This window comes from Sphingomonas parapaucimobilis NBRC 15100 (assembly GCF_000787715.1).
In the GTDB taxonomy this organism is placed as follows: Bacteria; Pseudomonadota; Alphaproteobacteria; order Sphingomonadales; family Sphingomonadaceae; genus Sphingomonas; species Sphingomonas parapaucimobilis.
The window spans coordinates 115908-132586 of the sequence record NZ_BBPI01000001.1; the positions used below are offsets into that span (position 1 = coordinate 115908).

Annotated in this window: 18 protein-coding genes; 11 read left to right on the forward strand and 7 right to left on the reverse strand. The window is 67.4% G+C overall.

What is annotated here, in order from left to right:
* Nucleotides 1-103 precede the first annotated feature (103 nt).
* Nucleotides 104-2851 (forward strand): DUF5695 domain-containing protein, encoded by a 2748-nt coding sequence (locus SP5_RS00565; RefSeq protein ID WP_042482504.1) that lies wholly within the window; start codon nt 104-106, stop codon nt 2849-2851.
* Here the strand turns inward: SP5_RS00565 and SP5_RS00570 are convergent.
* Nucleotides 2797-3261 (reverse strand): (deoxy)nucleoside triphosphate pyrophosphohydrolase, encoded by a 465-nt coding sequence (locus SP5_RS00570; RefSeq protein WP_042482509.1) that lies wholly within the window; start codon nt 3259-3261, stop codon nt 2797-2799. The two genes, SP5_RS00565 and SP5_RS00570, sit on opposite strands and share 55 nt — an antisense overlap.
* Nucleotides 3262-3317: 56 nt before the next feature.
* On the opposite strand from SP5_RS00570, the gene SP5_RS18635 reads away from it, so the two are divergent.
* A complete protein-coding gene (locus tag SP5_RS18635) occupies nt 3318-3485 on the forward strand; it encodes a Flp family type IVb pilin (RefSeq protein WP_245613351.1) in 168 nt (55 codons plus the stop codon).
* Nucleotides 3486-3610: 125 nt separating this feature from the next.
* Nucleotides 3611-3787, forward strand: coding sequence for a Flp family type IVb pilin (locus SP5_RS00575; protein ID WP_042482511.1), 177 nt, complete (start codon nt 3611-3613; stop codon nt 3785-3787).
* Nucleotides 3788-3898: 111 nt separating this feature from the next.
* Here SP5_RS00575 and SP5_RS00580 read toward each other — a convergent pair whose 3' ends face one another.
* The 4 genes from SP5_RS00580 to SP5_RS19865 are packed head-to-tail and all read right to left on the reverse strand — an operon-like array spanning nt 3899 to nt 7707.
* Nucleotides 3899-4849 carry an acetyl-CoA carboxylase carboxyltransferase subunit alpha gene (locus tag SP5_RS00580; protein ID WP_042482513.1) on the reverse strand — a complete coding sequence of 317 codons (951 nt, stop codon included), beginning with the start codon at nt 4847-4849 and terminating at the stop codon, nt 3899-3901.
* A gap of 11 nt (nt 4850-4860) precedes the next feature.
* Nucleotides 4861-5760 carry a tyrosine-type recombinase/integrase gene (locus tag SP5_RS00585; protein ID WP_042482516.1) on the reverse strand — a complete coding sequence of 300 codons (900 nt, stop codon included), beginning with the start codon at nt 5758-5760 and terminating at the stop codon, nt 4861-4863.
* Nucleotides 5757-7589: a hypothetical protein gene (locus tag SP5_RS19860; protein ID WP_281177292.1), complete on the reverse strand. Its 1833-nt coding sequence runs from the start codon at nt 7587-7589 to the stop codon at nt 5757-5759. The genes SP5_RS00585 and SP5_RS19860 overlap by 4 nt, the downstream gene beginning before the upstream one ends.
* Nucleotides 7573-7707, reverse strand: a complete 135-nt coding sequence (locus SP5_RS19865; RefSeq protein ID WP_257575576.1) for a hypothetical protein — start codon at nt 7705-7707, stop codon at nt 7573-7575. Before SP5_RS19865 ends, SP5_RS19860 begins: the two co-directional genes overlap by 17 nt.
* A gap of 81 nt (nt 7708-7788) precedes the next feature.
* Between SP5_RS19865 and SP5_RS00595 the strand changes: the two genes are divergently transcribed.
* From SP5_RS00595 to SP5_RS18640, 3 genes are read left to right on the forward strand one after another with little or no spacing between them, the layout of a single operon-like run.
* Nucleotides 7789-8331 carry a shikimate kinase gene (locus SP5_RS00595; RefSeq protein WP_042482519.1) on the forward strand — a complete coding sequence of 181 codons (543 nt, stop codon included), beginning with the start codon at nt 7789-7791 and terminating at the stop codon, nt 8329-8331.
* Entirely contained in the window at nt 8328-9428 is a 1101-nt protein-coding gene (aroB, locus tag SP5_RS00600) for a 3-dehydroquinate synthase (protein ID WP_042482522.1), read from the forward strand. The genes SP5_RS00595 and aroB overlap by 4 nt, the downstream gene beginning before the upstream one ends.
* Nucleotides 9428-9568 carry a DUF2256 domain-containing protein gene (locus SP5_RS18640; RefSeq protein WP_076710980.1) on the forward strand — a complete coding sequence of 47 codons (141 nt, stop codon included), beginning with the start codon at nt 9428-9430 and terminating at the stop codon, nt 9566-9568. The genes aroB and SP5_RS18640 overlap by 1 nt, the downstream gene beginning before the upstream one ends.
* A gap of 103 nt (nt 9569-9671) precedes the next feature.
* On the opposite strand, the gene SP5_RS00605 is transcribed toward SP5_RS18640, so the two are convergent.
* Both SP5_RS00605 and SP5_RS00610 read right to left on the reverse strand, forming a co-directional pair.
* Nucleotides 9672-11039: a cryptochrome/photolyase family protein gene (locus SP5_RS00605; protein ID WP_042482525.1), complete on the reverse strand. Its 1368-nt coding sequence runs from the start codon at nt 11037-11039 to the stop codon at nt 9672-9674.
* Complete coding sequence (locus SP5_RS00610) at nt 11036-11971, reverse strand: histone deacetylase family protein (protein WP_042482527.1); 936 nt, start codon at nt 11969-11971, stop codon at nt 11036-11038. Before SP5_RS00610 ends, SP5_RS00605 begins: the two co-directional genes overlap by 4 nt.
* A gap of 19 nt (nt 11972-11990) precedes the next feature.
* On the opposite strand from SP5_RS00610, the gene SP5_RS00615 reads away from it, so the two are divergent.
* The 5 genes from SP5_RS00615 to SP5_RS00635 are packed head-to-tail and all read left to right on the forward strand — an operon-like array spanning nt 11991 to nt 16675.
* A complete protein-coding gene (locus tag SP5_RS00615; RefSeq protein ID WP_042482530.1) occupies nt 11991-12965 on the forward strand; it encodes an alpha/beta hydrolase in 975 nt (324 codons plus the stop codon).
* A 2-nt stretch (nt 12966-12967) separates the two neighbouring features.
* Nucleotides 12968-13483, forward strand: a complete 516-nt coding sequence (locus SP5_RS00620; protein WP_042482625.1) for an RNA pyrophosphohydrolase — start codon at nt 12968-12970, stop codon at nt 13481-13483.
* 11 nt (nt 13484-13494) lie between these two features.
* Nucleotides 13495-14406, forward strand: a complete 912-nt coding sequence (locus SP5_RS00625; protein WP_052811345.1) for a DUF481 domain-containing protein — start codon at nt 13495-13497, stop codon at nt 14404-14406.
* Nucleotides 14407-14456: 50 nt separating this feature from the next.
* The gene (locus SP5_RS00630; RefSeq protein WP_042482531.1) at nt 14457-15659 is read left to right on the forward strand and encodes a hydrolase; all 1203 of its coding nucleotides are present in this window, start codon (nt 14457-14459) and stop codon (nt 15657-15659) included.
* Nucleotides 15656-16675: an arginine N-succinyltransferase gene (locus tag SP5_RS00635; RefSeq protein ID WP_042482534.1), complete on the forward strand. Its 1020-nt coding sequence runs from the start codon at nt 15656-15658 to the stop codon at nt 16673-16675. The genes SP5_RS00630 and SP5_RS00635 overlap by 4 nt, the downstream gene beginning before the upstream one ends.
* Nucleotides 16676-16679 lie beyond the last annotated feature (4 nt).

Sequence of the window (16679 nt, forward strand, 5' to 3'; positions counted from 1 at the left end):
CTTGCCCTCCCGGTAATACTGTATACCAATATAGCCAGAACGGGAGGGGGGTCAATTGCGATGGTCCCATGGAGGAGCTTCCCGAAGTCGGGGTTTTATCGTCATGCGCCAAAGTCTTATCCGTCTGTTGCCCGTCACGCTGGCCACCCTTTCGATCGCCGCGAGCGCGCATGACGCGGGCGTGGCGACGCTGCGAAAGACTGCCAATGATTCGCAAAAAGCGGCCGTTTCGCGCTTTCGGGTCGGCACATTCCAGCTGATCCTCGACCCCGCCAGCCAGACGGCACGCGGCCTTTCGCCTGTCGCCACGCCCGGCTTCGACTTCCTGCCGATCGGCCGTGCCAGGGAACGCGCGGGCAATGGCTATAATCATCTGGGCGACATCCATCTGCGCCTGCGCCAGGGCAGCGGCGCGTGGCAGGATTATTCCTCCGCACGCGAACGTCGGCCGGTGCGGGCGCTGCCCGCGCGCGGAGCGGTGCTGGCGGCGGCGGACATCAGCGTGTCGATGGGGACCGGCCTGCCGCTGCGCATCGTACGGGAATGGGTCAGCGAGAAGGGCACCCCGGCCCTGCGCTTCACGCTGACCAACACGTCCGCCGCGCCGGTCGAGGTCGGCGGGCTGGGCCTGCCGATGGTGTTCGACAACATCATCTCCGACCGGACCCTGGAACAGGCGCATGCGCAGGCGAGCTTTGCCGACCCCTATATCGGTCGCGATGCGGGCTATGTGCAGGTCACGCGACTGAACGGCGCAGGCCCCGCCCTGCTCGTCCTGCCCGAACGCGACACCCCGCTGGAGGCCTATGTGCCGATCCCGACGCTGGGCGAGACCGGCGGCAAGGCGGTCATCTCCGAAGCCAGCCCGCGTACGCAGACCTCGGAAGGCTTTTACGACTGGACCATCGCCAGCGCCGCCTATGCGCAGACCGATTGGGCGAAGGCTGGGACGCCCTGGAACGCGCCGACCAGCTTTACCTTGGCGCCGGGCCAGAGCCGCAAGATCGGCCTGCGCCTCGTCACCGCGCCCGGCATTCGCGCGATCGAATCGACGCTGGCGGCACAGCAGCGCCCCGTGGTGGTCGGCGTGCCCGGCTATGTCGTGCCGACCGATCTCGACGCGGCGCTGTTCGTGCGGTCGCCATCCGCGATCACCGGCATTGCCAGCTATCCGGCAGGCGCGCTCGATGTCACGAGGGCACCCGGCAAGCCCGGCTGGACCCGCCTGTCGGTGCGCGGGCGCCAATGGGGCCGGGCGCGCCTGACCCTCACCTATGCCGATGGTCAGATCCAGACCGTCCAGTATTTCGTCACCAAGCCGCTCGAACAGACCATGGCCGATCTCGGCCGCTTCTCGACCACGAAACAATGGTTCGAGGGCAAGGGCGATCCCTTCGGCCGCTCGCCCGCCATCCTGACCTATGATCGTGAGGCCGATCACATCGTCACCGCCGATCCGCGTGTCTGGATCTCGGGAATGAGCGACGAAGGCGGCGCGGGCAGTTGGGTCGCGGCGGTGATGAAGCAGCTCGATAATCCCAATGCCGCCGAAATCGCGCGGATCGAGGAGCTGGTCGACAAGACGGTCGTCGGGCGGCTTCAGATCGCCGACGGTCCTCATGCGGGCGGCGTGAAGAAAAGCCTCTTCTATTATGACCCGGCCGCCTTCCCCGACCTCTATCGGCCCGCCAAGGACTGGCAGAGCTGGACCTCATGGAAAAAGGATCAGGCGGACGATCTGGGCCGCGCCTATAATTACCCGCATGTCGCGGCGGGGCACTGGGCGCTGTACCGGATCGCGCGCAACCATGCCGGGCTGACGAAGGTGCATGACTGGCCATGGTATCTCGACCATGCCTATCGGACCATCGTCGCGATGATGCGCGACGCACCGCATTATGCGCAGTTCGGGCTGATGGAGGGCGATGTCTTCGTCGACATCCTGACCGACCTGAAGCGCGAGGGCTGGACCGACAAGGCTGCCGAGGTCGAGCGGCTGATGAAGGGCCGCGCGGATCACTGGCGCACCCTGCAATATCCGTTCGGCAGCGAGATGGCCTGGGACTCGACCGGCCAGGCCGAGGTCTATGCCTGGATGCGCTATTTCGGATATGGTCCGCAGGCCGATGTCACGCGCGAGGTCATATTGGGCTATGACCCGTCGATCCCGCATTGGGGCTATAACGGCAATGCCCGGCGCTATTGGGACTTTCTGTACGGCGGCAAATATCTCCGGCTGGAGCGGCAGATCCATCATTACGGATCGACGCTGAACGCCATCCCGCTGTTCGATTCGTTCCGGCGTAATCCCGCCGACATGCACCTGCTGCGCGTCGCTTATGGCGGATTGATGGGCGGCATCACCAATATCGACCAGAATGGCGCATCCTCGGCCGCCTTCCACAGCTGGCCCGACCGGATGGATTGGGACCCCTATAGCGGCGATTATGGCATGGGCTTTTTCGGCCATGCCTATGCCGCTGCGACCTATGTGGTGAACGACCCGACGCTGGGCTGGCTATCCTATGGCGGCAATCTGTCGCAGACCGCCGACCGGATCCATGTCGAGCCGCATGACGGTGCGCGCGCCCGGGTCTTCATCGCCCCGCTAGGGCTGTGGCTGACGCTGGAGGCGGGCAAGTTCAAGGCGGTCGATTACGACCCGGCGACCGGCGCGGTCCGCCTGGCCCTAGATCCCGCCACCGGTGATACGCCCGCCGCCCGTCTGTTCGTCGAGACGACGACGCCCGGCGGTCGCCCCTATCGCCCCGAGCGCGGGACGTTCGAGCGCGGCGGTTACACCGTGCCCCTATCGGGTACGGCCTCCGCACTGGTCTTGTCGGCGAGGTAAGCGGCAAGCTGGCGGACGAGCGGCGCGTCGGCGGGCGGCATGGGCCAGACGTGCATGTCGGCGGGCCGGCACCACGTAAGCCCGTCCGCCTCCAACGCAACCGGCGTGCCCGACCAGAAGCGGACGACATAAAGCAGCAGCAGCAGATGGCGACCGGGCAATGGCTCGGTCGCGAAGCCCGCCGGTTCCAGCCCCTCGGGTGCAACGATGATCGCGAGTTCTTCCTGCAACTCGCGGATCAGCGCCGCCTCGGGCGTCTCGCCGGGTTCCAGCTTGCCGCCCGGAAACTCCCACAGCCCCGCCAGCGCCTTGCCCGCCGGGCGCTGTTGCAACAGTACGCGGCCATCCTCGTCCACCAAGGCTGCGGCGACGACGGGAAACAAAGCGGGCAAGGCGGGGCTGTCGATCATTTCTTAACCTCGGGCGCGTAGGTAGCGGCAACATGAGAGCGCGTGCGATCAGAGAGATGCTGCAACGCCTGCTGGCCGATACGCGCGGCGCGTCGGCGGTGGAATATGGGTTGATCGTGACCGTCGTCATTCTGGCGATTTTCAGCAGCCTTTCCCAGGTCGGTGTCAGCCTCGAAACGCTGGGCCAGCGCATCGCCACCGAGCTGAGCCTCGCAAGCCGTTAAATTTGGCGGCAAATTGGTGGTATTCAAACCTTTTTTAACTAGTGGGCCGGTAAACCGCCGGAAGCTGAACCGGCGCTCCGGCTCAGCCGGGTGATCGATCAAATCAGGACTGAACGGAGACCGGAATGAAGACGTTTCGCAAGATGCTGAAGAACAACAAGGGCGCGACGGCCATCGAATATGGCCTGATCGCTGCCCTGATCGCGGTTGCGGCTATCGGTGCGATGAACAGCATCGGCACCACGCTGAACACGACGTTCACCAACGTCAGCCACAAGCTGGCCAGCCCACCGTCGAACTAATAGCGCAGGCAGGTGGCGACCATCGCCTACCTGCCCGTGCCGAACGGGTTACAAAAAAGGGGGGCGGTCAACTGGGTTGACCGCCCCCCTTTCTTCATATCCTGTGCGGGACTACAGCCGCCCCATCGCCAGGAACTTCGCCGCGCGGCCACGCTTCAATTCGTCACGGCCCAGGCCGCCCAGCTCGCCCAGCGCCTTTTCGACCGCATCGCCCAGATTGACGATCGCGCCCGCATGATCGCGATGCGCGCCGCCTACCGGCTCGGGTACGATCGTGTCGATCACGCCGAAATGCTTCAGGTCCTGCGCGGTGACACGCATGGCTTCGGCCGCGTCCGCGGCCTTATCGGCGGTGCGCCACAGGATTGAAGCGCAGCCTTCGGGGCTGATGACCGAATAGATCGCATGCTCGAACATCAGCACGCGGTTGCCCGCCGCCAGCGCCACCGCGCCGCCCGAGCCGCCTTCGCCCACGATCGCCGCGACGACCGGCACGCCCGCCGCCAGGCAGGCTTCGGTCGAACGCGCAATGGCCTCCGCCTGACCGCGTTCTTCGGCCTGGATGCCCGGGAACGCGCCCGAGGTGTCGACCAGCGTTACGATCGGCAGGCCGAAACGGTCGGCCAGCTCGACCAGGCGAATCGCCTTGCGATAGCCCTCCGGCTTGGCCATGCCGAAATTGTGGCGCAGGCGGCTGGCGGTATCCTCGCCCTTTTCATGGCCCAGCACCATGACGCGCTGGCCGCGAAACTGGGCGAAGCCGCCCATGATCGCCTGGTCGTCGCCAAAAGCGCGGTCACCGGCCAGCGGCACGAACTCGTCGAACAGCCCCGCGACATAATGTTTGAAGTGCGGGCGCTGCGGATGGCGCGCGACCTGCGTCTTCTGCCACGGGGTCAGCTTGGTGAAGGTATCGCGCAGCAGCTTGTCGGACTTGGCCTGGAGCTTGGCGATTTCCGCGCCGATATCGACCGTCCCTTCGGCGGTCGTGTCGCGCAGCTCGTCGATCCGGCTCTGAAGCTCGGCGATGGGTTTCTCGAAATCGAGGAAGGTCGTTGACATGGCGCTATCGCCTAAGGGCGCTTGTCCCGAAAATCAACGAGCGGGTGTTTGGCGTTGACCAGTTCGACCAGTCGGCTCGCCTCGACATGGGTGTAGATTTCGGTCGTGGCGATGTCGGCATGGCCCAGCATCGCCTGCACCGCGCGCAGATCGGCCCCGCCGCCGAGCAGATGGGTCGCGAAGGCATGGCGCAGGACATGCGGGCTGACCCGGTCGGGTGGAATGCCCGCCTCCGCCGCCAATGCCTTGATCAGCTGATAGAGGCGGATGCGGGTCAGATGCTTCTTGCCGCCGGGGAAAAGCCAGAGCTTGTCCGCCGGGACATGCACCCGCCACGCCGCCACCGCCGCCCGCGCCCGGTCGGAGATCGGCACCATCCGCTCGACGCCGCCCTTGCCCTTCAGGATCAGGAAGGGCCGATCCGGGTGAACGGCATTGCGCGGCAGGGCGACGAGTTCGCTCGCGCGCAGGCCCGAGCCGTACAGCAACTCGACCAGGGCCGCGAGCCGCAGATCGTTGGCGCTGGGGTGCGCCGCCCCTGTCCGCTCGGCGATGGCGGCGAACAGCCGGTCGATATCGGCATGGTCGAGTATCTTGGGCAGCGCCCGCCTCTGGCCCGGGCGCGGCAGGACCGACGAGGGATCGTCGCCGCGCAGCCCTTCCTCCTGCAGAAAGGCATAGAAACGCCGCAGCGCCGCCGCCTTGCGCGCGACCGTGGCGTTGGCCAGCGACGCCCACCCCTCGGCCAGCCGCCGGAGCGCGCCCTCGTCGGCCTCCCCCAAACCGTCCATCGCCTCGGCTGCGAGGCGCAGGTCCGAACGATAGGCGGCCAGCGTGTTGCCCGCCGCGCCGGCCTCCGCCGCCATCATCTCCAGGAAGCGGTCGACCAGCGCGGCGTCGCGCATGTTCATGTCCGGGCGATCGCCTCCGCCGCGATCATCCGCGCCTCGGTATCCAGACCGACCGAGCGCAGCGCCTCGACGATGCGATAGAGCGCCTGAGGCGGCACCCCGCGCCAATCGCCGGTCTGCATCCCGACTGCGCAGAGCAGGACGACCATGCCGGTCTGCTCGTCCGCCACGGCCTGATCCAGCGCCTCGGTCCAGGCGTTGCGCTGCCCGACCCGCACGTCGAGCGCCTCGGCCCCCTTTTCGATATCGGCGCGCGACAGCCGCCCGAGCCCGGCCAGCCCGGCAAAGAACATACGCTGTTTCAAGGCGTCGGCGTTGTAACCTGTGACCTGATCGTAAGCCAGCTGGCCCTGACGGTCGGGATCGCTCAAGACGATCATCGCCCAGGCATCGCTGTCCTGCTTCACCGCCTCGCGCCAGCGCGCCGCGCTGCGATCCAGCCCAGCGGAAAGCATCGACGCGACCAGCCGGTCCGCCTCGCGCCCGTCGCTCATTACCGGCAGACGCGCGGCCGCGCGGGCGGTCAGGATCAGTCGGCCATAGGGCGTGGGCGTATTGTCGCCCCAGAGCGAGAGCATCGCCGACAGCCGCTGCCCTTCGTCCGCAGCGGCATAGGCGTTGCGCAGGTCGTTGCCGATCGCGGTCTGCGCGCGGCTGGCCTGATCGTCATCCGTCAGGCCCGAATAGAAATCGACCAGCGCGGCGTTGGAAATCACGCCCAGCGTCGCGGCCTGATCGATCACCCCGGCCCGCTCGGTCGCGGGTACGGACGCCGAGGTCGCCAGCCAGCCGCGCACCTGCGGCCCGACATAGGAGAGATAATCCGGCGGCACCGTCACACCCGTCGCGGTGGCGAGGCCGTAGCGCCAGACGGTCAGCCGGTCGGCGCCGCCCCAGTCGACGCTCACCGCCTTGCGCGCGGAGCCTGCGCCCATCAGCTTTTCGGCGAGCTTCAGGTCGAAATCCTCGACGCCCCCCTGGCGGCGCATCTGGCGAACCGTCGCGGTGGCGCGCGCGCCGTCCCCCGTCAGCGCCGCGCACCAGCCCTGGGCCAGCCGATAGCCGTTCAGTCCCGTCACCGCGCTGCCGCGATCGGCCAGCGGGCAAAGCCCCGCCGGGTCGCTGGCGGCGAGCAGCGCGTTCATCGCCACCTGATAGAGCTTGGGCGTGTAACTGGCCGGATCGACCGACTGGACGACGGCCCGCGCCACCTGCGCCTCGCCCATGCGCAGCAGCAGCCAAGCCCGTTCGGCAGCGAAGTCCGCGCCGTTCACGCCGCGCGGCGTCACCATATGGGTGGCCAGGGCACGGCGCAGCAGGATCGTGGTCCAGCGCGACGGCAAGGGCGCGGACAGCCGCCGCATCAATATCTCGGCGACCCGGCCATCCGCACCGGCAAAGATCGTCTGGTCCAGCGCGCCTTCACGCGGACCCGCAGGACCGACAACCGCCAGCGAGCGCCGGGCGGAGGCGGGCAGCTCATATTCGGCCACCGTCGCGGCATCCATCGTGGGTGTCGGCGACGGGGTCGGGGTCGGAACCGGGGTCGCCAGCGAATCCAGCAGGGCGCCCACCGCATCGGCAGGGGTCGGCGCGGGCGTCGGCGTGACGACGGGCGTGGCACCGGGCGCCGAACCCATGGCCGGGCGAGGCGTCGACCGGGGGGGCGGCCGGGTGCTGGGCTGCGCGGCGGGCTGGCCGAAACCGGGGGGCAGCAGTGATTCGGGACGGTCCTGCGCCGCCGCGATCGCGGCGGCCCCGACCATCAGCAGGGCGATCGCCCTGGGCAGGTGGCGAAGAGCGCCCCCCCGCTTATTGCAGGTTGCCAAGCGAGACCGCCTTTTCGACCTGGGTGGTCGGCCGTTCGGTCGCCCGGCCCGAGAGCAGGAACAGCCCGCCGACGACGATGACGAGGAGGACGATGAGCGAAACGACCATACGGGACATGAAACGCAAAACCTTATAATGGACCCGTGAAAGCCCGGCCGGTGTTGCCGGGCGCGCGCCCGCTGTATAGCGCAGAGCGCAATGTTGCAAAGCCACAACCCTGTAGATGCAAGCTGGAACGGGTCGCCCATCGTGCTCGTCGGTCTGATGGGCGTGGGCAAGTCGACCGTGGGCCGCCGTCTGGCGAATCGGTTGCGCGTGCCCTTCGTCGATGCCGACACCGCGATCGAGCAAGCCGCCGGCATGAGCATCCCCGAAATCTTCGAGCATTACGGCGAACCCTATTTCCGCGACGGCGAGCGCCGCGTGATCGCGCGGCTGGTCGATGGCCGTCCCAAGGTGATCGCGACCGGCGGCGGCGCGTTCATCAATGACGAGACGCGCGCGCTGATCCTGGAACAGGCGACCGCCATCTGGCTGAACGCCAGCCCCGAAGTCCTGGCCGAACGGGTCAAGCGGCGCGACACGCGGCCGCTGCTGCGCGGCAAGGACCCGCTGAAGGTGCTGCGCGAGCTGTCGGCGGTCCGCAATCCGATCTATTCGCTGGCCCCCATCCATGTCTCCAGCAAGCGGGGGCCGCACGAGGCCACCGTCAACGCCATCCTGAAAGCCATCGGACGATGAAGACCGTCACCGTGTCGCTGGGCGACCGCAGCTATCCCATCCATATCGAGGCCGGGCTGCTGCCCCGCGCCGCCGAGCATCTTGCGTCCCTGTCGCGCGGGCGTCGCATGGCGATCGTGACGGACGAGAATGTCCGGCCGCATCTGGCGGTGCTTCAGGCGTCGCTGGAGGCTGCGGGGGTCGCGAGCGAGGCCATCATCCTGCCGCCGGGCGAAAAGACCAAGAGCTGGGCGATGCTAAGCCAGGTCTGCGACCGGCTGCTCGAACTCGGCATCGAGCGGTCGGATCATGTCATCGCGCTGGGCGGCGGGGTGATCGGCGATCTGGTCGGTTTCGCCTGTTCGATCGTCAAACGCGGCTGCCGCTTCGTGCAGATCCCGACGACGCTGTTGTCGCAGGTCGATTCGTCGGTCGGCGGCAAGACCGCGATCAACACCTCGGCGGGCAAGAACCTGATCGGCGCCTTCCACCAGCCCGCCATGGTGCTGATCGACCCGGACGTGCTCGACACCCTGCCCGCGCGCCAGGTGCGGGCGGGCTATGCCGAGGTCGTCAAATATGGCCTGATCGACGACTTCGCCTTTTTCGAATGGTGCGAGGCGAACGCGCCTGCATTGCTGGCGGGGGATGCCGATGCGCGGGTGTACGCCATCGCCCATTCGGTCGCGGCGAAGGCGCGGATCGTGGCGGCGGACGAGCATGAGACCAACGGCATCCGCGCGCTCCTGAACCTTGGCCATACCTTCGGCCATGCGCTGGAGGCGGAGGCGGGATTCTCCGACCGCCTGCTCCACGGCGAGGGTGTAGCGGCGGGCTGTGCGCTCGCCTTCCGCTATTCGGCACGCCAGGGCCTTTGCGAGCGGCAGGACGCCGAGCGGGTCGCGGCGCATCTCCGCGCGATCGGCCTGCCCGATGGCTTGGCGGCCGCCGGGATCGATGCTCCCTCCGCGACGTTGGTCGAGCATATGAAGCACGATAAGAAAATGGCGGCGGGCACCCTGCCCTTCCTGCTCGCGCGCGGGATCGGGCAGACCTATCTCGACAAGACGGTCGACCTGGCCGACATCGCCGCCTTCCTCGATACCGAGCCGCGCTGATGCCCAACGGCGTCGCCAAGGCAAACCTGCCGAGCAAGACCTGCCCGGCCTGCGGACGCCCCTTCACCTGGCGCAAGAAATGGGCGCGGGATTGGGATCAGGTGGTTTATTGCTCGGACGCGTGTCGGCGGAAGCGGTAGGGATTCCCGTGGCCTTCGACTTCGCTCAGGCTGAACGGAGCGGGGGAGCCTCGCTTATACAACCTCCGTTCAGCCTGAGCGAAGTCGAAGGCCACGCTCTCCCCTATCCCCGCATCCGTCTAGCCGCCGCCAAGGCCCGCTCCCGCCCCTCGCGGTGGCCGATGATCTTGGCTGGATAATCCTTCGGCCGACAACCAGCCTCGTCCGGGTCATGGATGGCGGCGTCGCCAACGCCCTTCAATTCCGGCACCCATTGCCGGATATAGTCCGCCGCATCGAACTTCTCCGACTGGCTGAGCGGCGCCATGATCCGGCCGAACATGTTCGAGTCGATCCCCGTGCCCGCGACCCATTGCCAGTTGACGGCATTGTTCCCGTAATCGGCATCGACCAGACAATCCCAGAACCAGCGCTCCCCCTCGCGCCAGTCGATCAGCAGATGCTTGATGAGGAAGGAGGCGGTGATCATCCTCACCCGATTGTGCATCCAGCCCGTCGTCCAGAGCTGCCGCATCCCGGCATCCACGATCGGATAGCCGGTACGTCCCGTCTGCCACGCCTTCAGGTCCTTGGCGGCCTCTGCGCCACCGCGCCACGGCATCCTGTCGAAGGCATCGCGCCCGTTGTGGTCGGCATAATCGGGCATTGCCATGACCACACCATCGGTGAAGTCCCGCCACGCCAGTTCTTTCCGAAACGTCTCGGTATCGCCCCGCCGGGCGAGCGAGTGCCATACCGCACGTACCGAGACCTCACCGAAATGCAGGTGCGGCGACAGGCGCGAGCTGCCCTCTTCGGACGGCATGTTGCGCGCGGTGTCATAGGCGACCGCCTTTTCCCCGAAATCCGCCATCCGCTCGCGCGCCGTCGCCTCGCCCGGTATCCAGTCCTCGTCGAAACCGGTCGACCAGTCCGGCTTGGTCGGCAGCAGCGTCCAGTCGGCCAGTTTCTCGCTTGTCGGCCAATGGCGTGGCGCGTCCAGCGTCTCGGGGCGATCGAGCGGGTGCTCGGGCGGCAGATGGCCCTGCAACCCCTTCCAGAAGGCCGAGTAGATCCGGAACGGCTTGCCGCTGCCCGTCGTGACCAGCTCCGGCCGTGCCAGATGATTGCCGTCATACAGGGTCAGGCAATCGTCCAGCGTCTCTTCGGCCTTGCGCCACCAGGGTTCGTAATGACGTATGGCATGGACCTCGGTCGCGCCCGTCTCTTCCATCAAGGCGCGCAAGGTCTGGACGGCTTCGCCCCGTCGCAGGATCAGGCGGCTGCCCCGTTCTTTGAGATCCTTCGCGAGCGACGTCAGGCTGTGATGCAGCCACCAGCGCTGCGCCGCGCCCATCCGCCAGTCGCCCGGCGTTTCGTCGTCGAGGATATAGACCGGGATGACCGGCCCCGCATCCGCCGCCGCGAAGAGAGCCGATTGGTCGTGAAGGCGAAGATCCTGGCGGAACCAGACGATGTGCGGGGATGTCATCCACGCGCTACGTTTCGATCCCGCTCCGGTTCCCATGCGCGCATGCGATGGCCTAGCGTCAGGATCGCCGCGACATGGCGCTCCGCAATCGCCATGACATCGTCACCATAGCCGCCGCCCACGGTGCTGGCGACGGGAAGCCCGCGGGCGAGCGCCAGATCGGCGATCAGCGTGTCGCGGGCGATCAGCCCTTCGTGTGTCACCGCCAGGCGCCCCAGCCGATCCTCGACGAACGGATCGACCCCGGCCTGGTAAAGGATGATGTCCGGCCGATGCTCGTCGAGAAACGGCACAAGCGTCGCCTGGAGTTGCGTAAGATAACCGTCATCATCCACGCCGTCGGGCAAGCCGACGTCCAGCGTCGAGCGCGCTTTCCGTGCCGGGAAATTCTTTTCCGCATGGATCGAATAGGTGACGATATCCGGCCGACCGGCGGTCAGCGCGGCGGTGCCGTCGCCCTGATGCACGTCGCAATCGACGATCGCCACCCGCCCCACGACGCCCTGCTCGACCAGCCGCACCGCCGCCACCGCCAGATCGTTGAACACGCAATAGCCCGCCCCCGTATTGGCCAGCGCATGATGGCTGCCCCCGGCGGTATTGGCGGCAAAGCCATGTTGCAGCGCCAGCAGCGCGGCGGTCCACGTTCCCCCCGGCACAGCCCGCGCCCGATGCGCGACCTGCTGCGTGATCGGAAAGCCGATCCGCCTCGTCTTGTCGGGCGGCACGCGCGCCTCCAGCACCTCCGCGACATAATCGGGGTCGTGTACCGCCTCCAGCCAGACGGGCAGGATCAGTTCGGGTTCGGTCCAGGCCACCGCATCGCCCTTTGCCCGCAGCAGATCGCGGATCGCCCCGTTCTTGCCCCAGCGATAGGTGGAACGCGCCGGTGCCTCGGTGACATAGGCGGGATGATGGACGACATGGATCATCGTCCCTAGGTAGGAAGCCATGACCCGCGATAGGAGGGCCACGGCCCCGCTGCCCGAACTGCGTGCCGATGTGGCGCGATTCCTCGGCTATTATAACCGCCTCCCCGGCCCGCCTCAGCAGGAGCTGGGTCCCCAGGCGGCCCGCCAGATGATGCGCGCCGCGCGCGACCTGACCGATCCGCCGGTCGGGCCGCTGGGGCTAGACGAGGCGTTCACGATCGAGGGTACGGCGGGGCCGATCCCCGTGCGGCGCTTCGATCCGCGCGAACGGCGCGAGCCGGGTCCGGTGGTGCTGTTCTTCCATGGCGGCGGCTTCGTGATCGGCGACATCGACACGCACGCGCCGCTCGCCGCCGAGATGGCAAGGGCGCTCGACCTGCCCGTCCTATCGGTCGGCTATCGCCTGGCCCCCGAGCATCCCTGGCCCGCCGCGCCCGACGATTGCGAGGCGGCCGCACGCTGGCTGGCCGAGCAGCCGGGGACGACCGGGCTGATCGTGGCGGGCGACAGTGCAGGCGGCACGCTCGCCACCGTCACCGCCATGAGCCTGCGCGACCGGCCCGCCGCCGCGCCGGTCCTCGCTCAAGGACTGCTCTATCCCGCCCCCGACATGGCCCGTGCGCACCCGTCGCTCCGCGACTTTGCCGAGGGGCATCTCCTGACCCGGGCGATGCTGGACTGGTTCGTCGCCTGCTACGCCGCGGATCTGGGCGATGTGCGCGCCGCCCCGATGCGGGGCGAGCTGGCCGATATGCCGCCCGCCGTCATCATGACCGCCCAGTGCGACCCGATCCGCGACCAGGGCCGCGCCTATGCCGCCGCGCTGGCCAAGGCCGGCGTGGCCGTGACCTTTCGCGAGGCACGCGGCACGATCCATGGCTTTGCGACGCTGCGCAAGGCGATCCCCTCCGGCGTGGGCGATCTCACCGCTTTCCTGCTTGCGTTGAGGGCCGTGATCGTCGAGGCGGAGGGCATCCGCCCGATGGGACAATGATGATGACCGACCTTCCCTATCGCCCCTGCGCGGGCGTCATCCTGATGAACCGCGACGGCCGCGTCTTTGTCGGCCAGCGGATCGATTCGACCCTGGAGGCGTGGCAGCTTCCCCAAGGCGGCATCGACCCCGGCGAAGAGGCCGATGCGGCGGGGCTTCGCGAATTGTTCGAGGAAACCGGCGTCACCGCCGACAAGGTCGAACTGATCGCGCGCGCACCGCGTGAGCTGACCTATGACCTGCCCGAGGACCTGATCGGCAAGGTGTGGAAGGGCAAGTGGCGCGGCCAGCGGCAGAGCTGGTTCCTCTATCGCTTCCTGGGCGAGGACAGCGACGTCCGCATCGATACCGAACATCCCGAATTCCGCGCTTGGCGCTGGGCCGAGCCGGAGACGCTGCCCGCCATGATCGTGCCGTTCAAAAAGGCGCTGTACGAGGAACTGCTGGTCGTCTTCGCCGACCATTTCGCCGTGACGCATGCGGATAACGCGGTTTCGGTCGACGCGGCGAAGCGCTAAGGCACCGGACCATGAAGATGCGGCTGTTCCTGATCCCGATGGCGCTCGGCCTGCTCGCCAATGCCGATCCCAAGGACCCGGACCCGGCGCTGATCCCGCCCCAGATCCGTTCGATGCTGGAGGCCGCGATCGCCAGCGGCAACGAGAACGACATCACCACCGTCGTCCGCTATGCCCGCAACGCCGTGCCCGAGGCCGCCGACGCGATCGATGCGATGGCCGATGTCTGGCGCGACGAGAAGACCGCCAGCCGCAGTCGCACGCTGCGCGAGGCGACCTTTTTCGACCTGTGGCACGGCCGGGTCGAGCTGGGCGGCTTTGCGACGACGGGCAACAGCCAGAATATCGGCCTAACGGGCATTGTCGACCTGACCCGCGAGGGGCTGCAATGGCGGCACAAGGTCCATCTCCAGGGCGATTATCAGGAGAGCGCGAACATCGTCAGCCGCGAACATTATGTCGCCTCCTACGAGCCCAACTACAAACTCAACGCCAACAACTATGTCTATGGCGCGGCGCAATATGAAAGCGACCGCTTCCTGGGCTATTTCAACCGTTTCTCTGCATCCGGCGGTGCGGGTTACAGCGCGATCCGCAAGCCGCGCATGACGTTGGACGTCGAACTCGGCCCTGCCTTCCGGCATACCGAGTTCACCGACGGGCGGATCGAAAGCGCGCTGGCCGCGCGTGGCAATCTGAATTTCGTGTGGAAACTGACCCCGGCCGTGTCGTTCAACCAGAACGCCTCCGCCTATGTGCAGAAGTTCAACAGCACGGTCAGCACCAATTCGGCGCTGAACGCCAAGCTGTTCGGTCCGCTGTCCGCCGCGCTGTCCTACAATGTCCAATATGAAAGCGAACCGCCGCTCGGCCGCCGGACGACCGACACGATCACCCGCGCCTCGGTGGTGTACAGCTTCTAATTTCGGCGGCGGGGTTCACCTTTGCTGCGTCCATGGCCTAGGTTGGGGCCATGGAGAGACTGAACACGATCGAGCAAGACGCGGTGGCGTCCGCCGCCGCCTACCCCATGCTGCCGCTGGTCGAGGCGTGGGCCGCGATCAACAGCGGGACACGCAACATCGCCGGACTGGCGATCATGGCCGAGCGACTGGCCGAGCATTTCGGCACCCTGCCCGGGGAGTTGACCCTGGTCGAGCCGGAGCCGGTCGAACGGATCGGCAGCGACGGCCGGTCCGCGCCGCTGACGCATGGCCGCCATCTGCTGCTGTCCGTCCGCCCCGACGCCGCCCGCCGGATGCTGTTCACCGGCCATATGGATACCGTCTATCCGGTCGATCATCCGTTCCAGACCGTGACGCGCATCGACGACAACCGGCTCGGCGGGCCGGGCGTGGCCGATATGAAGGGCGGGCTGGCGGTGTTGCTCGCGGCGCTGAAGGCCGTCGAGGCTAGTCCCATGGCCGGACGGTTCGGCTATGATGTCCTTATCAACTCGGACGAGGAAACCGGATCGGCGTCCTCTGCCGCGCTGATCGCCAAATGCGCCGGTGGCAAGGTCGCGGCGCTGACCTATGAGCCCGCTTTGCCCGACGGCACGCTGGCGGGGGCGCGGGGCGGCACGGGCAATTTCACCATCGTCATACGGGGGCGCAGCGCCCATGCGGGCCGCAATCCGGAGGAAGGGCGCAACGCCATCGTCGCCGCCGCCCGGATCACGCTGGAGCTGTCACAGCTTGCCGCCGACGACATCACCGTCAACCCGGCCCGGATCGACGGTGGCGGTCCGAACAATGTCGTGCCCGACCTGGCGATGCTGCACGTCAACTTCCGCCCGCGTGCCCTGGCCGCCATCGAACGCACCGGCTCGGCAATGAAGGCCGTCGCGGAGCGGATCGCGGCCGAACATGACGTCAGCGTCGAGGTCCATGGCAGCTTCAATCGCCCCCCCAAACCGATCGACGACGGCGCGGCCGCCTTGTTCGAGACGGTCCGCTCGGCCGGTGCCGATCTGGGCCTGAGCATCGGCTGGCGCGACACCGGCGGGGTGTGCGACGGTAACAATATCGCGGCGGCGGGGGTGCCCGTGGTCGACACCATGGGCGTGCGCGGCGGCGCGATCCACTCTGCGGACGAATATATGCTGATCGACAGCTTGGCCGAACGCGCGGGCTTGTCGGCGCTGACCATCCTGCGCATCATCGGTGCCGCATGAGCAGCTTTTGCATCCGCCCCGCGGTCGATAGCGACCTTCGCCACCTCTATGAAATGGCCAAGCTGACCGGCGGCGGCTTCACCAACCTGCCCCCCGATCGCCGCGCCCTGATTGCCAAGCTGGCGCGCAGCCATGACGCCTTTGCGGGCGATGGCGACGGCAAGGTCAAAGACGAGCTGTTCGTCCTGATGCTGGAGGACCGCGCGACCGGCGAGGTGCGCGGGACCTGTCAGATCTTCACCCATGTCGGGCAGAAGCACCCCTTCTACAGCTATCGCATCGGCACGCTGACCCAGCATAGCCGCGAACTCGACCGCACCTTCCGCGCCGAGATGCTGTCGCTGACCACCGATCTGGAGGGTGCGAGCGAGGTCGGCGGCCTGTTCCTCCATCCCGGCGAGCGCGCCGGGGGCCTGGGCCTGCTGCTCGCCCGCAGCCGCTACCTGTTCATGCGCGCCAACCGCCCGCGCTTCGCCGACCGGGTACTGGCCGAACTGCGCGGCGTGATCGACGAGGCGGGGGGATCGCCCTTCTGGGACGGGCTGGCCGGGCGGTTCTTCGGGATGAATTTTCAGGAGGCCGACCAGTTCAATGCGATCCACGGGCACCAGTTCATCGCCGACCTGATGCCCAAGCACCCGATCTATACCGCGATGCTGACCGAGACCGCGCGGGCCGCCATCGGCCTGCCCCACCCCTCAGGGCGTGCGGCCATGCGGATGCTGGAGAATGAGGGCTTCGCCTTCGAGCATTATATCGACATCTTCGACGGCGGGCCGACGATGACGGCCCGGACAGACCAGGTGCGCACCATCCGCGATGCGCGCGAAAGCACGGTCGTTGCGATCGATGCGCATCCGGGGCGCGAGGCGCTGGTCGCAACGGGACGGCTCACCGACTTCCGCTGCGCGCTGGCCGAAATCCGCGACGGCGATGGCGGCATCATCCTGTCCGAACAAGCCGCCAACACGCTCGACCTGACGGTCGGCGATACCGTCCTGCATATCGATCGGTGAGCAT

Coding starts and splice junctions, on each gene's coding strand:
- SP5_RS00615 (WP_042482530.1), top strand. CDS start 11,991: ATGACCCGCGATAGGAGGGCCACGGCCCCGCTGCCCGAACTGCGTGCC.
- SP5_RS00570 (WP_042482509.1), bottom strand. CDS start 3,261: ATGATCGACAGCCCCGCCTTGCCCGCTTTGTTTCCCGTCGTCGCCGCA.
- SP5_RS00605 (WP_042482525.1), bottom strand. CDS start 11,039: ATGACATCCCCGCACATCGTCTGGTTCCGCCAGGATCTTCGCCTTCAC.
- SP5_RS18640 (WP_076710980.1), top strand. CDS start 9,428: ATGCCCAACGGCGTCGCCAAGGCAAACCTGCCGAGCAAGACCTGCCCG.
- SP5_RS00625 (WP_052811345.1), top strand. CDS start 13,495: ATGAAGATGCGGCTGTTCCTGATCCCGATGGCGCTCGGCCTGCTCGCC.
- SP5_RS18635 (WP_245613351.1), top strand. CDS start 3,318: ATGCTGCAACGCCTGCTGGCCGATACGCGCGGCGCGTCGGCGGTGGAA.
- SP5_RS00610 (WP_042482527.1), bottom strand. CDS start 11,971: ATGATCCATGTCGTCCATCATCCCGCCTATGTCACCGAGGCACCGGCG.
- SP5_RS00575 (WP_042482511.1), top strand. CDS start 3,611: ATGAAGACGTTTCGCAAGATGCTGAAGAACAACAAGGGCGCGACGGCC.
- SP5_RS00565 (WP_042482504.1), top strand. CDS start 104: ATGCGCCAAAGTCTTATCCGTCTGTTGCCCGTCACGCTGGCCACCCTT.
- SP5_RS00630 (WP_042482531.1), top strand. CDS start 14,457: ATGGAGAGACTGAACACGATCGAGCAAGACGCGGTGGCGTCCGCCGCC.
- SP5_RS00620 (WP_042482625.1), top strand. CDS start 12,968: ATGACCGACCTTCCCTATCGCCCCTGCGCGGGCGTCATCCTGATGAAC.
- SP5_RS00635 (WP_042482534.1), top strand. CDS start 15,656: ATGAGCAGCTTTTGCATCCGCCCCGCGGTCGATAGCGACCTTCGCCAC.
- SP5_RS00595 (WP_042482519.1), top strand. CDS start 7,789: ATGTTGCAAAGCCACAACCCTGTAGATGCAAGCTGGAACGGGTCGCCC.
- aroB (WP_042482522.1), top strand. CDS start 8,328: ATGAAGACCGTCACCGTGTCGCTGGGCGACCGCAGCTATCCCATCCAT.
- SP5_RS00585 (WP_042482516.1), bottom strand. CDS start 5,760: ATGAACATGCGCGACGCCGCGCTGGTCGACCGCTTCCTGGAGATGATG.
- SP5_RS00580 (WP_042482513.1), bottom strand. CDS start 4,849: ATGTCAACGACCTTCCTCGATTTCGAGAAACCCATCGCCGAGCTTCAG.
- SP5_RS19865 (WP_257575576.1), bottom strand. CDS start 7,707: ATGTCCCGTATGGTCGTTTCGCTCATCGTCCTCCTCGTCATCGTCGTC.